The organism is Nonomuraea sp. NPDC048881, from assembly GCF_040649795.1.
GTDB lineage: Bacteria > Actinomycetota > Actinomycetes > Streptosporangiales > Streptosporangiaceae > Nonomuraea.
Map to the genome: position 1 here is coordinate 203,698 of NZ_JBEZGC010000007.1, position 13,746 is coordinate 217,443.

At 71.6% G+C, this 13,746-nt stretch carries 11 protein-coding genes; 7 read left to right on the forward strand and 4 right to left on the reverse strand.

The genetic code is table 11. The features are described 5' to 3' along the window. Positions 1–44 precede the first annotated feature (44 nt). Positions 45–1,430, forward strand: a complete 1,386-nt coding sequence (locus tag AB0C33_RS25880) for a glycine--tRNA ligase (protein ID WP_358292154.1) — start codon at positions 45–47, stop codon at positions 1,428–1,430. A 106-nt stretch (positions 1,431–1,536) separates the two neighbouring features. On the opposite strand, the gene AB0C33_RS25885 is transcribed toward AB0C33_RS25880, so the two are convergent. After that, complete coding sequence (locus AB0C33_RS25885) at positions 1,537–2,448, reverse strand: dienelactone hydrolase family protein (RefSeq protein ID WP_358292156.1); 912 nt, start codon at positions 2,446–2,448, stop codon at positions 1,537–1,539. Positions 2,449–2,598: 150 nt separating this feature from the next. Here AB0C33_RS25885 and AB0C33_RS25890 point away from each other — a divergent pair, with 150 nt between their 5' ends. Together AB0C33_RS25890 and AB0C33_RS25895 are read left to right on the forward strand one after the other, a co-directional pair. Further along, positions 2,599–3,261 carry a response regulator transcription factor gene (locus tag AB0C33_RS25890; RefSeq protein ID WP_352323395.1) on the forward strand — a complete coding sequence of 221 codons (663 nt, stop codon included), beginning with the start codon at positions 2,599–2,601 and terminating at the stop codon, positions 3,259–3,261. Continuing rightward, positions 3,258–4,430 (forward strand): HAMP domain-containing sensor histidine kinase, encoded by a 1,173-nt coding sequence (locus AB0C33_RS25895; protein ID WP_358292160.1) that lies wholly within the window; start codon positions 3,258–3,260, stop codon positions 4,428–4,430. Before AB0C33_RS25890 ends, AB0C33_RS25895 begins: the two co-directional genes overlap by 4 nt. 175 nt (positions 4,431–4,605) lie before the next feature. Here the strand turns inward: AB0C33_RS25895 and AB0C33_RS25900 are convergent, their stop codons facing one another. Further along, complete coding sequence (locus AB0C33_RS25900; protein ID WP_358292162.1) at positions 4,606–5,049, reverse strand: hypothetical protein; 444 nt, start codon at positions 5,047–5,049, stop codon at positions 4,606–4,608. Positions 5,050–5,469: 420 nt separating this feature from the next. Between AB0C33_RS25900 and ppdK the strand changes: the two genes are divergently transcribed. Further along, the gene (gene ppdK / locus AB0C33_RS25905) at positions 5,470–8,106 is read left to right on the forward strand and encodes a pyruvate, phosphate dikinase (protein ID WP_358292165.1); all 2,637 of its coding nucleotides are present in this window, start codon (positions 5,470–5,472) and stop codon (positions 8,104–8,106) included. Positions 8,107–8,392: 286 nt separating this feature from the next. Continuing rightward, on the forward strand, positions 8,393–8,863 hold the full coding sequence (locus tag AB0C33_RS25910; protein WP_358292167.1) for a GNAT family N-acetyltransferase: 471 nt from the start codon (positions 8,393–8,395) through the stop codon (positions 8,861–8,863). On the opposite strand, the gene AB0C33_RS25915 is transcribed toward AB0C33_RS25910, so the two are convergent. After that, positions 8,860–10,350 (reverse strand): M48 family metalloprotease, encoded by a 1,491-nt coding sequence (locus AB0C33_RS25915; protein ID WP_358292170.1) that lies wholly within the window; start codon positions 10,348–10,350, stop codon positions 8,860–8,862. The two genes, AB0C33_RS25910 and AB0C33_RS25915, sit on opposite strands and share 4 nt — an antisense overlap. Positions 10,351–10,430: 80 nt before the next feature. On the opposite strand from AB0C33_RS25915, the gene AB0C33_RS25920 reads away from it, so the two are divergent. Both AB0C33_RS25920 and AB0C33_RS25925 read left to right on the forward strand, forming a co-directional pair. Then, positions 10,431–11,651 (forward strand): deoxyguanosinetriphosphate triphosphohydrolase, encoded by a 1,221-nt coding sequence (locus AB0C33_RS25920; RefSeq protein ID WP_352352533.1) that lies wholly within the window; start codon positions 10,431–10,433, stop codon positions 11,649–11,651. 77 nt (positions 11,652–11,728) lie between these two features. Then, positions 11,729–12,892: an FAD-dependent oxidoreductase gene (locus tag AB0C33_RS25925; protein ID WP_358292173.1), complete on the forward strand. Its 1,164-nt coding sequence runs from the start codon at positions 11,729–11,731 to the stop codon at positions 12,890–12,892. Here the strand turns inward: AB0C33_RS25925 and AB0C33_RS25930 are convergent. Next, positions 12,855–13,727: a M23 family metallopeptidase gene (locus AB0C33_RS25930; protein ID WP_358292175.1), complete on the reverse strand. Its 873-nt coding sequence runs from the start codon at positions 13,725–13,727 to the stop codon at positions 12,855–12,857. The two genes, AB0C33_RS25925 and AB0C33_RS25930, sit on opposite strands and share 38 nt — an antisense overlap. Positions 13,728–13,746 lie beyond the last annotated feature (19 nt).

Below are 13,746 nucleotides of genomic sequence, written 5' to 3' on the forward strand. Positions count from 1 at the left end.
CGAATTCACTCGCCGACCTCCAGCCGGAAAGAGACGCAACCAACATGGCACGACGCACCGACGTCATGGACACCATCGTCAGCCTCGCCAAGCGCCGCGGGCTCGTTTACCCGTCGAGCGAGATCTACGGCGGACTTCGCGCGTCGTGGGACTACGGTCCTCTGGGTGTCGAGCTGAAGAACAACGTCAAGCGGCAGTGGTGGCTGTCGATGGTCCAGTCGCGCGACGACGTGGTGGGCCTCGACTCCTGCGTCATCCTGGCCCCCGAGGTCTGGCGGGCCAGCGGCCACGTCGAGACCTTCACCGACCCGCTGACCGAGTGCCAGTCGTGCCACAAGCGCTTCCGCGCCGACCACCTCGTCGAGGCGTACGAGGAGAAGAACGGCAAGGAGCCCGAGAACGGCCTGGCCGACATCACCTGCCCCAACTGCGGCAACAAGGGCACCTTCACCGAACCCCGGCAGTTCAGCGGCCTGCTCAAGACCTTCCTCGGCCCGGTGGAGGACGAGTCGGGCCTGGCCTACCTGCGCCCGGAGACCGCCCAGGGCATCTTCATCAACTACCTCAACGTGCAGCAGTCGGCGCGCAAGAAGGTCCCGTTCGGCATCGGCCAGGTCGGCAAGTCCTTCCGCAACGAGATCACCCCGGGCAACTTCATCTTCCGCACCCGCGAGTTCGAGCAGATGGAGATGGAGTTCTTCGTCAAGCCCGGCACCGACGAGGAGTGGCACCAGTACTGGATCGACGAGCGGTTCCGGTGGTACTCCGACCTGGGCATCAACAAGGACAACCTGCGCCTCTACGAGCACCCGCAGGAGAAGCTGTCCCATTACGCCAAGCGCACCGTCGACGTCGAGTACCGCTTCAACTTCCAGGGCTCGGAGTGGGGCGAGCTCGAAGGCATCGCCAACCGCACCGACTTCGACCTCACCGCCCACTCCAAGGCCTCGGGCGTCGACCTGAGCTTCTTCGAGCAGGACACCGGTGAGCGTTACGTCCCCTACGTCATCGAGCCGGCCGCCGGCGTCGACCGGGCCACGCTCACCTTCCTGCTCGACGCCTACACCGAGGACGAGGCGCCCAACGCCAAGGGCGTCCTGGAGAAGCGCACGGTGCTGAAGCTCGACCACCGGCTCGCGCCGGTCAAGGCCGCGGTGCTGCCGCTGTCGCGCAACGCCGACCTGTCGCCGAAGGCCCGCGACCTGGCCGCGCAGCTGCGCAGGCGGTGGAACGTCGAGTTCGACGACGCGGGCGCGATCGGCCGCCGCTACCGCCGCCAGGACGAGATCGGCACCCCGTTCTGCATCACCGTCGACTTCGACACCCTCGAAGACCACGCGGTGACGATCCGCGAGCGCGACAGCATGGCCCAGGAGCGCATCGCCATCGACCAGGTCGACTCCTACCTGCGCCAGCGTCTCAACGACTGACCCCGGCTGCACCTCGTCGGCGCCGCCCCGGCTCTCCGCCGCGGGCGGCGCTCGCGTTCTCGGGCCGGGCCGCGCAGGACGGGTTGAGCAGAACAGGCCGGGCCGGTCAGGACAGATGGCGGCCGAACCAGGTCAGCACGTAGTCGTAGGCCTGCGAGGCGGCCCGTTCGTCGTAGCGGGCGCCCGTGTCGTTGAAGAAGGCGTGGCCGACGCCGGGGACGGTCACCAGCTCGTGGGTGAGCCCGGCCTTCGTCAGCGCCGCCTCGGCCGCGTCCCTGGTGGCGTTGACGCGGTCGTCCTGCTCGGCGTAGATCGCCAGCACGGACGCCTTGGCCTCGGTCAGGTCCGCGTCGTCGGGCAGCGGGCCGTAGAAGGGCGCCGCGGCGGCCAGCCGGGTCTCCCCGGACGACAGCAGCAGCCACGTCATCCCGCCGCCGAAGCAGAACCCGATCATGCCCAGCCCGGCGCCCTCGGCCCGCTTCTCCAGCTCGTCGACGGCCGCCTTCATGTCGGCCACGAACCGTTCCTGGGGGATCTCGCCCAGTTTGGCGGTGACCTGCGCGGTGTCGGCGAACGCGGCCGTGCCGCCGTCCCGGGAGAGCAGGTCGGGTGCCAGGGCCGAGTAGCCGCTGGCGGCCAGGCGGCCGGCGACCGAGCGGATGTGGTCGGTCAGCCCGCGGTTCTCGTGCATGACCAGCACCGCGCCCTTGGGGATGGCGGCGGGGGACCAGGCGGCCCGCAGGGGGGTCCCGTCCGGGCCGGGGAACGTGATCTCCTGCGTGGGCAGCGGGGCCGGGCCCGCGGGGGAGGCCGCGCCGGACGGCGCGGCCGCGAGCGGCGTAGTCGTGCTCGCCGGGTCGGTGTCGGGAGTGGCGCCGCAGGCGGCGAGGAGAGCAGTGGCGGCGGGGAGGGTGAGCCCGAGGAGGCCCAGGCGGCGCAGGGCCTCGCGCCGCGAGATCAGGCCCTCTACGTGGTCGAGTGCCACTTCTTCTGCCAAATATCGCTGGAAGGGCGTCATGGTCGAAAGATCTAACGGTGAACACCGAAAAATCGTGTAAAGGCGATAGTTATGTGGTTTTTCGCTGGCGTTTGGTGAGGTGGTGCTGGAGCCGGGAACGCCGCTCCGGGCCCATGGCGTGACCCCTCATCCGGAACTATGGTCAAGATCATGCGACTGCTGGTGGTCGAGGACGAGGAAGACCTGGTCGACGCGTTACGGGTGGGTCTGGTCCGGGCGGGCTACGCGGTGGACGTGGCCTACGACGCGCCGTCGGCGCACGAGAAGCTGGAGGTCAACACCTACGACCTGGTGCTGCTCGACCTGAACCTGCCCGGCGGCGACGGCTTCGAGCTCTGCCGTTCGGTACGGGCCGCCGGCCGCGGGGTGCGGATCATCATGGTCACCGCCCGCGACCGCCTCGACGACCGGGTGCGCGGCCTCGACGAGGGCGCCGACGACTACCTGGTCAAGCCGTTCGCCTTCCCCGAGCTGCTGGCCAGGGTGCGGGCGCTGCTGCGCAGGGACACCGGCGGCACCGCCGTCCTCCAGGTGGGCGGGCTGCGCATCGACACCGCCCGCATGGAGGTGTCCCTCGACGGCCGCTCCCTGGCCCTGACCCCCAAGGAGTACGGCGTGCTGCACTACCTGATGACCCGTCCCGGCCACGTGGTCTCCACCGAGGAGCTGCTCGAACACGTCTGGGACGAGCACGCCGACCCCTTCACCAACACCGTCCGGGTCACCGTCGGCAACCTGCGCCGCAAGCTCCAGGAGGACGGTCTCATCGAGACGGTGATCAGCCGCGGCTACCGGCTCAGGGAGCCGGCGTGATCCACACCATCCGCTTCCGGCTCACCGTGCTGTACTCGGGGCTGTTGTTCGTGCTGGCCGCGCTGGTGCTGGGCGGCATCTACGTCGCGGTCTCCAAGACCACCGAGGAACGCCCGTACTCGACCGAGTACGCCAAGGCGTACCGCGGCAACCAGTACGTGGGCAAGCAGGAGGTCGTCTTCATCGAGGAGGTCGAGAACGAGGTCAACATCAGGACGCTGGCCACGCTGCGCGACTACTCGCTGGCCACCCTGGCCGGGCTCTACCTGGCGTCCCTGGGCATCGGCTGGGTGTTGTCGGGACGGGTGCTGCGTCCGGTCCGGTCGATCACCCGGACGACGGAGGAGATCCAGGCGACCGACCTGACGCGGCGGATCAGGCTGGGCGGCTCGCGCGACGAGCTCAAGGACCTGGCCGACACCATCGACACCATGCTCGACCGGCTGGAGGAGGCGTTCAGCGCGCAGCGCCGGCTGATCGACGACGCCTCGCACGAGCTGCGCAGCCCCCTGACGATCATCCGGGCCAACGTGGACGCCGTGCTCGCCTCGCCCGACGCCAGCGAGGCGGAGCGGGCCAGGGCCGTGCAGATCGTGGACCGGGCGACCACCCGCATGACCAGGCTCGTGGAGGACCTGCTGGCCAGCGCCCGGCGGCAGGCGACCGCGTTCGCCGATACCGACCTCGACCTGAGCAGGGTGGCGCGGGAGGCGTGCGAGGAGTACGCGGCGCCGGCCGCCGCCCGCGGCCTGACGATCACCCGCGGGCTGGACCGGAACCTGGAGATGACCGGCGACCAGGACGCGCTGCGCCGGGCCGTGGCCAACCTGCTGTCCAACGCGGTGCGCCTGACCCCGCCGGGCGGCGGCGTCCGGGTGGAGGCCGGCCGGTCGGGCGGCTGGTTGTGGGTCGCGGTCAGGGACGACGGCCCCGGCCTCGGCGTGGCCGAGCAGGAGCGGGTCTTCGACCGGTTCTGGCGTGGCGAGGCCAGCCGGCGCGACCGGCACACGGGGCTCGGCCTGGCCATCGTCCGGCAGATCGTGGAGTCGCACGGGGGACGGGTGGCGGTGTTCTCCAGGCTGGGGCAGGGGGCCACGTTCGTGTTGTGGCTGCCGCCGCGCGACGGCGCGCCGGGCCCGGCGCCCGAGACCAACCCCATCCCCGCCTGACCGCCCGCCCCGCCTGACCGCCCCCGGTTGAGCGACCGCCCGCCCTCCCTGACCGCCTCGCGGGACCCGCGCCGTGGGACCCGCGCCGTGGGACCCGCGCCGTGGGACCCGCGCCGTGGGACCCGCGCCGTGGGACCCGCGCCGTGGGACCCGCGCCGACGCGGGCCTGTGCGTCCTACTCCACCACGCGCCCGACGAGCTGCCCGTCACGCGCCACCGCCACGCAGTACGCCGTGCGGTGGCGCGGCCACTCCTCCTCCAGCGGCGGTAACGCGGTCACCTTGACCTCGCCCCGCCTGCCCGGCGTGATCCGCAGCCGCGGCGCGCAGAAGTCCGTGGCCTGCCGCCTGGCCTGCTCGGCGCCCGGCCACGCCCCCTCCGGCACGACGTAGATCATGCCGAACTCGGCCGCGTGCGGGTTGCCGCACGGCACGAGCGTCGCGATCAGGTCGTCGGGGATGGACACGAGGCAGTCGCCCGGCCGGAGCTGGGTCGCGTGCCGCTGTTCCGCTCCCGGCACCGTCGACCCCCCGGAGGGCTCGGGCGTTCCCGAGCCGCAGGCGGACAGCGCCAGGACCAGGCAGGCGGCCATCAGACCTCGGGGCGTCGTGCGGGACATGCGAGCAGAGTGTCATGCCTCGATCACGTCCATATCGCGGAACGACCCGAGGTGGGTCACGTTGAGCGATCACGACGGCCGCCGGCCGGTCGCGGGCGCCGGAGGTCCAGGTAGATCACCGTGTCCGCGGAGGGCTTGGCCGATCCCGCGACGAAGCCTGCACGCCGCTTTGGCTTGCCGCGAGCCGCCATGGGCGTCTCCTGGCGGGACCGGATCCGATTCCCCACCTCTCGCTCCTCTTTCTCAAGAATTGGTGTAAACCAATTGGTATAAACCAATTTATCGGGCAGCGGTCCTATAATTGGATTAGACCTGTCACGGGCGGTTGACCTGCAAAAACGATGACTTAACCGAGGAGTGCAGTTTCATCATCAATTTCGCCGGTAGAGTCCCGGGCAGAAGCGTTGGATTGGAGCTGTGGTGGCCAAGTACGTTTACGACTTCACCGAGGGCAACAGGAATCTCAAGGATCTTCTCGGTGGAAAGGGCGCGAATCTCGCCGAGATGACGAATCTCGGGCTGCCCGTACCCCCCGGATTCACGATCACCACTGAAGCCTGCCGTCACTACCTGACGGAAGGCGCTCTTCCCGACGGCCTGGAGCGCGAGGTCGCCGAGCACCTGGACGCCCTGGAGGCCCAGATGGGCCGCCGGCTCGGTCAGGCCGACGATCCGCTGCTGGTCAGCGTACGGTCGGGCGCGAAGTTCTCCATGCCGGGCATGATGGAGACGGTCCTCAACATCGGGCTCAACGACGAGTCGGTGCACGGCCTGGCCAAGCAGGCGGGCGGCAACGACCGCTTCGCCTGGGACTCCTACCGCCGGTTGATCCAGATGTTCGGCAAGACCGTGCTCGGCCTCGACGGCGACCTGTTCGAGCACGCGCTCGACGAGCTGAAGGGCCGTCGCCAGGACACCGACCTCGACGCGGGCGAGCTGCAGGGTCTGGTCGAGACCTACAAGGGCATCGTCCGGGAGCAGACCGGCAAGGACTTCCCCGCCGACCCCCGCGAGCAGATGCGGCTGGCCGTCATGGCGGTCTTCGACTCGTGGAACGCCCCGCGCGCCATCCTCTACCGCCGCCAGGAGCGCATCCCGGCCGACCTCGGCACCGCCGTCAACATCGTGGCCATGGTCTTCGGCAACGTCGGCAACGACTCCGGCACCGGCGTCGCCTTCACCCGCGACCCCGGCTCCGGCCAGCAGGGCATCTACGGCGACTACCTGCAGAACGCCCAGGGCGAGGACGTCGTCGCCGGCATCCGCAACACCATCCCCCTCCAGGAGCTCGAACGCCTCGACAAGCGCTCCTACGACGAGCTGCTGCAGATCATGGAGACGCTGGAGAACCACTACAAGGACCTGTGCGACATCGAGTTCACGATCGAGCGCGGCAAGTTGTGGATGCTCCAGACGCGGGTCGGCAAGCGCACCGCCGCGGCCGCCTTCTGCATCGCCACCCAGCTCGTCGACCAGGGCCTGATCACCCTCGACGAGGCCGTCACCCGCGTCACCGGCGACCAGCTCGCCCAGCTCATGTTCCCCCGCTTCGACGGCGGCGCCGAGAAGAAGAAGATCGCCAAGGGCATGAACGCCTCGCCGGGCGCCGCCGTCGGCAAGGTCGTCTTCTCCTCCGAGCGCGCCGTCGAGCTGGCCGGACGGGGCGAGGACGTCATCCTCGTCCGCCGCGAGACCAACCCCGACGACCTGGCCGGCATGATCGCCGCCAAGGGCATCCTGACCAGCCGCGGCGGCAAGACCTCGCACGCCGCCGTGGTCGCCCGCGGCATGGGCAAGACGTGCGTGTGCGGCGCCGAGGAGCTGGAGGTCTCCACCGGCGAGCGCACGTTCACCGCCCCCGGCGGCGAGGTCGTCGCCGAAGGGGACGTGATCTCCATCGACGGCACCACCGGCGAGGTCTACCTCGGCGAGGTCCCGGTCGTGGACTCGGCCGTCGTCGAGTACTTCGAGGGCGCGCAGCCGGACGACGACCTGGTCAGGGCCGTGGACCGGATCATGGGCCACGCCGACTCCGTGCGCCGGCTCCGCGTCCGCGCCAACGCCGACACCCCCGAGGACGCCGCGCGGGCCCGCCGCTTCGGCGCCCAGGGCATCGGCCTGTGCCGCACCGAGCACATGTTCCTCGGCGAGCGCCGCCAGCTCGTCGAGGACCTCGTCCTGGCCGACGGCGACCAGGAGCGGCAGGCCGCGCTCGACGCCCTCGAACCCCTGCAGAAGGCCGACTTCATCGGCATCTTCAAGGCCATGGGCGGCGACCCGGTCACCATCCGGCTCATCGACCCGCCCCTGCACGAGTTCCTGCCGGACCTGGTGGACCTGTCGGTCAAGGTCGCCACCTCGCCCGACGTGACCGACAAGGACCGCAGGCTGCTGTCGGCCGTCAAGAGGCTGCACGAGCAGAACCCGATGCTGGGCCTGCGCGGCGTGCGGCTCGGCCTGGTGATCCCCGGGCTGTTCGCCATGCAGGTGCGGGCGATCGCCCAGGCCGCGGCCGAGGTCCCGGGCGCGCGTCCGGAGATCATGATCCCGCTGGTGGCGTCGGTCCAGGAGCTGGAGTCCGTACGCGAGGAGGCGACCAGGATCCTCGCGGAGACCGGCGTCGAGGCGCTGATCGGCACCATGATCGAGGTGCCGAGGGCGGCGCTGACGGCGGGCCAGATCGCCGAGGCCGCCGAGTTCTTCTCCTTCGGCACGAACGACCTGACCCAGATGACCTGGGGCTTCAGCCGCGACGACGTCGAGGCCGCCTTCTTCTCGCGCTACCTGGAGCTCGGCATCTTCGGCGTCAGCCCGTTCGAGACCCTGGACCGCGACGGCGTCGGACGGCTGGTCAGGATCGCCGTCGAGGAGGGCCGCGCGGCCCGTCCCGACCTGCACGTCGGCATCTGCGGCGAGCACGGCGGCGACCCCGACTCGGTGCACTTCTGCCACGAGGTCGGCCTCGACTACGTCTCCTGCTCCCCGTTCCGCATCCCGGTGGCCCGGCTGGAGGCCGGTCGCGCGGCCCTGACCGACACCGACTCCGACACCCGCTGACGAGCGCGGCGGCCGGGGCCCCGGGCCCCGGCCGCCCCTACCCGCGGCGCCGGTTGGCCAGCGCCACGGCGGTGAACACCACGATCCCGATCAGGAGGAAGAAGAGCACGAAACCGATGATGATCTCCGGGACGCCTAAGTTCACGGGGGTTCCCTCCCTGCCGGCGCCCCCTGGAGGAGCGCTCCTTGCGACGGATCGTAGGAGCGCCCGGTTGAAGATCTGTTGATTTCCTGTCCATGAACCCCGGAGATCGCGCGAAAAGCGGCTTTTGGGATACTTTCCGCCATGAAAGATCTCCTGGAATGGGAGCTGCGGCCCGCCGGGCCGGACGAGGTGGAGGCCATCGCGGAGCTGCGGGCCACGGTGATGCGCCCCGACCTGGAACGGCTGGGCCGCTTCGACGAGCACCGGGTACGGCAGCGCTTCCGCGACTCCTTCGCTCCCGGGCACACCTCCGTCATCCTGGCCGGCGGCGCCTTCGCCGGCTGCGTCACCCTGCGCCCCGCCGCGGACGGGCACTGGCTGGAGCACTTCTACCTCGCCCCCGCCGTCCAGAGACGCGGGCTCGGCTCGGCCGTGCTGCGGGCGCTGCTGGACCGCGCCGACGCCGAGCGCGCGACCGTGCGCCTGGTCGTCCTGCGGGGCAGCGCCGCCCAGCGGCTCTACGCGCGGCACGGCTTCACCGTCGAGGGCGAGGACCAGGTGGACGTCCTCATGGTCCGCCGGCCGGAGGCCAGGCAGCCCGCGACCCGCTAACGGGGCAGGGCCTCCTCGGCCGGCACGTAGTCGTGCCGCATCCCGTGGTCGCCCAGCCACTGCCGCAGCCCGGCCACGGCCTCCGGATCACCCGCGACCCGGGCCGCGTACTCGGCCAGGGCCACCTCCTCGCCGTCCTCGAACAGCAGCCGGGCGGGGCCCGACCAGGACAGCGTCCACCTGGCCTCGCCGAGCTGGATCAGCACCGCCTCCAGCGCCTGCCCCAGCACCCCGGCGAGCAGCGTCTCCGACGGCTTCCAGCCCAGCTCGCGCAGCCGTTCGGCCAGTTCGGCCTGGCGGCCCCTGGCGATCGCCTCGAAGGCCGCGTCGAGGTAGGGCCGCGTCGCCCCCATCACCCGCTGTCCCGCCACCGCCAGGTCGTGCAGGGCCTCGGCGTTGCGCGCGGCGTACATGCCCTGGGCCACCAGCTCGTCCCACGGCACCGGGCGCAGCCCGGCCAGCGCCTCCGGCGTCCACATCGACCGCTCGACCGCCTCGGCCGCGACGTCGGGATCGCGCAGCAGCGTCAGCGCCGGACGCGGATCGGGGACGTGCTCGGGCTCGGGCAGCACCGCGATGGCGGCCAGCCGGTCGGCCAGGCTGGGATGGGAGTCGTACGGCGAGACCTCCTCGGGCCGCTCGCCCAGCCGGGCGATCTCGGCCTGCCGGCCGGGGTCGTTCATCAGCGCGTGGAAGCCGCCGAACACCGAGGCGGGCCGGGTGCCGCCCACGCCGGTCAGCGACAGGTAGTCGCCGGCGTACAGGTCCCAGCCCAGGGAGGTGTCGTGGATCTTGCGGAGCGCGCCCGACATGGCCTGGCGCCCGCCGATCGCCACCGCGAACTCGTCGGCCTCCAGCTCCTGGCGACGCGACACGGCCTGCGACACCCGCAGGTAGAGCTTGGCGTACCCGGCGAAGAGCCGTTGAATGAGCGGATGGTTGCCCAGCCCTTGCACGGTCGCGATCAGCGAGACCCGCCCCCGGTAGACGGGCGCGCCGAGCCGCGTGTGCGCCCCGCTGTAGTGGCCCAGCTCGTGCCCCAGCACGGCGCGCAGCTCGTCGACGGTGAGCGTCTGGAGCAGCGGCAGCCCGATGAACATGCGCCGCCGCGTCGCGCGCAGCCCCAGGAACCGGGTGTCCTCCGAGACCGCCGCGTTCACCTCGGGGACGAGCCGGATCTCGTCGGGCGGCGCGGTGCGCACCCGCCGGGCCAGGTCCTCCACCGCCTGCCAGAGCGCGGGCTCGTGCTCGCGCCCCACCGGCACGCCCGGCAGCTCGCCCCCCTGGTTCCTGCCCACCATGAACAGCGCCCGCACCAGCGCGCCCGCCGCCAGCGTGAGCACGATCGCGACCTTCAGCGCCGCGGCGTGGAAGTCCACCAGCAGCAGGACGTCGAAGAACACGGCGGCCACCAGGATGACGCCGACCAGCACGTAGAAGCCGGCGAGCAGACTGAAGGCCAGCACCGCTCGGAACGCTGTCGTCATGGGGGAGGGCTCCCGGGGAAGGGGTTCTCGCGAGGCTCGACACTAGCGGAGACAGGAAACTGGATAAAATCACTGCACCAATGTCGTACTACGACGAGCACGACCAGGAACGATGGGTCCCGGAACCACCCGGCAACCCCGGCCGCGGTGCGTTCGAACGCGACCGCGCCCGCGTCCTGCACAGCGCCGCGCTGCGCAGGCTGGCGGCCAAGACCCAGGTCGTGGGCCCCGGTGAGACGCTCGGCGGCGGCCAGCACATCCCGCGCACCCGACTGACCCACTCCCTCGAATGCGCCCAGGTCGGCAGGGAGATGGGCGCCACGCTCGGCGTCGACCCCGACCTGGTCGAGACCGCCTGCCTGGCCCACGACCTCGGCCATCCGCCGTTCGGGCACAACGGCGAGGTCGCGCTCAACGCGCTGGCCACCTCCTGCGGCGGCTTCGAGGGCAACGCCCAGAGCCTGCGCCTGCTCACCAGGCTGGAGGCCAAGGTCCTGACCGACGACGGCCGCAGCGCCGGCCTCAACCTCACCAGGGCCGCACTCGACGCCTCCGTCAAATACCCCTGGACGTGCGAGAAGTCCCCGAAGTTCGGCGTCTACCACGACGACCTGCCGGTCTTCGAGTGGATCAGGGACGGCGCCCCGGAGGGCCGCGTGAGCTTCGAGGCCCAGATCATGGACTGGGCCGACGACGTCGCCTACTCCGTCCACGACCTGGAGGACGCGCTCCACTCCGGCCACGTCACCCCCGAGGCGCTCCAGTCGCCCGTGGAGCGCGGCGCGGTGGCCCGCGTCACCCGCGCCTGGTACGCGCCCGGCGCCGACCTCAACGAGCTGGAGGAGGTCTTCGCCAAACTGATCGCCGACCCGCTGTGGCCGCGCCGCTTCGAGGCCACGCTCGCCGACCTGGCCGGCCTCAAGGCGCTCACCAGCGGCCTGATCGGCCGGTTCTGCCGCTCGGCCCAGACCGCCACCAAGGAGGTCCACGGCGCCCGCCACCGCGCCGACCTCGTCGTGCCGCGCGCCACGCTGCTGGAGTGCGCCCTGCTCAAGGGCGTCACCGCCCACTACGTGATGACCACCGAGGGTCACCACGCCAACCAGGCCAGGCAGCGCGAGCTGATCACCGAGCTGGCCTCGCTGATCACGCTCGGCGCCCCCGCCACCCTCGAACCCGCCTTCCGCCCCGCCTTCCTGGACGCCCCCGACGACCCCGCCCGGGTGCGCGTCGTGATCGACCAGATCGCCTCGCTCACCGACACCTCGGCCGTGGCCTGGCACCGGCGCCTGTCGAAGTGACGGAAGGCCGCCGGGGCCGGTGAAACCGGCCCCACGAGCGGCTTTGCGGACCTGCCTCGTCGGCGGATACTGCGCGCATGGCTACATATGTCATCGTCGGCGCGGGCCTTGCGGGAGCCAAGGCCGCGCAGACGTTGCGCGAGGAGGGCTTCGCCGGCGAGGTCGTGCTCGCCGGCGCGGAGAGCGAACGCCCGTACGAACGGCCGCCCCTGTCCAAGGAGTACCTGCGGGGCGGCGGCGAGCGGGAGAAGATCTACGTCCACGCCCCCGGCTGGTACGCCGACAACGACGTGGAGCTGCGGCTCGGCCTGCCCGTCACCCGCATCGAGCCCCGCAACCACGTCGTCAGGTTCGCCAACGGGTCCCGGCGGGCCTACGACAAGCTGCTGATCGCGACCGGGGCGACGCCGAGACGCCTGCCCGGACCCGCCTACTACCTGCGTACCGTCGAGGACTGCGAGGCGCTCAGGCGGCGCTTCGCCGAGGGCGGCAGTGTCATCGTGGTCGGGGCGTCCTGGATCGGGCTGGAGAGCGCGGCGGCGGCCCGCGCGGCGGGCTGCCCGGTCACCGTCGTCGAGCCCGAGCCCACCGCGCTCAACCGGGCGCTCGGCCCCGAGCTGGGCGCGGTGTTCGCCCGCCTGCACGCCCGCAACGGCGTGGACCTGCGCTTCGGCACCGCCGTCGCCGAGGTCACCGGCACCGGCGTGCGGCTCAGCACGGGGGAGCGGCTGACGGCCGACCTCGTGGTGGCCGGCATCGGCGTCGCGCCCGAGGTGGAGCTGGCCCGGGACGCGGGCCTGGAGGTGCGGCACGGCATCCGCACCGACGCCTCCCTGCGCACCTCGCACCCCGACGTCTACGCCGCCGGCGACGCCGCCGAGCCCTTCCACCCCCTGTACGGCCGGCACGTCCGCGTCGAGCACCGGTCGGGCGCGCTCAAGGGCGGTCCGGCCGCCGCCCGCGCCATGCTCGGCCAGGACGTCGTCCACGACGACATCCCCTACCTCTACACCGACCAGTACGACCTGAGCATGGAGTTCACCGGCGACACCGACGGCCACGACGAGATCGTCTGCCGGGGGTCGGTGGAGGACCTGCGGTTCGTCGCCTTCTGGCTGCGCGCGGGCCGGGTGGTCGCCGGCATGAGCGTCAACACCCGGGACGCCGTGCCGGAGATCCAGGAGCTGATCAGGTCGGGCGTCGTCATTGACCGAAAGGAGTTGACGACGGGTCCGCCGTGATCGGGTTGTCGTCCTTGGGCTCGGCGGTCCTGCGCGGCTTCCTGGGCTGCTTGGTGGCCTGCGGCACCTTCTTCGAGGTGCACTGGACCGCGCAGCGCGGCGTCTCGCCGAGTTTGCCGCGCAGCGCCAGCGTCTCCTTGCGGGGGGAGAGCGTGCGGTTGCCGGAGCGCCAGGCGTCCAGGTAGTCCCACGGCTCGACCATGCCCCGGCGCACCCACCAGTAGGCCGGGCCGGTCTTCCAGGAGATCGCGAAGTAGAGGTTGGAGCCGGCGTCGCGGGCGTTGCCCGACCTGCCCACCCGGCCGAGCAACTGCCCGGCCTTGACCCGCACGCCGGGCCGTACGCCGTCGGCGACGGAGTCGAGGTGGCCGCCGAGGTAACGCACGCCGTCGTCGCCGATGATCGTGACGAACCGGCCCTCGCGGTCGGCGCCCTTGTCGGTGGAGGGCGCCCACCGGTTCTTGACGTTGACCTCGTCCACGACGCCGTCCACCGGCGCGACGAACGAACAGCCCTGCGGGGCCCAGATCGTCGTCTTGGGCAGCACCAGCAGGCTGCGCTGGTAGGTCGTGCCGCAGCCCTTGACCGGGAACGTGTAGGTGAACTTCGACAGCTTGGGCGGCGGCACCTTGACCGGGTCGTCCCCCTTGGGGGGCTGCTCGGCCTGCTGCTCGCCGTCCTGGCCGGACGGGCCGGGCGAGGGGATGGTGGCGGTGACCGCCGGGGTGACGGTGGGCGTGCCCGTGGGCGGGGCCGTGGAGGGCGACTGGGCGCTGACGCCCGCCACCCCGGTCGCCTGGGCGCAGGCGCCGGTGAGCAGCACGGCGCCGGCCACAACCGCCCACCGTACGATA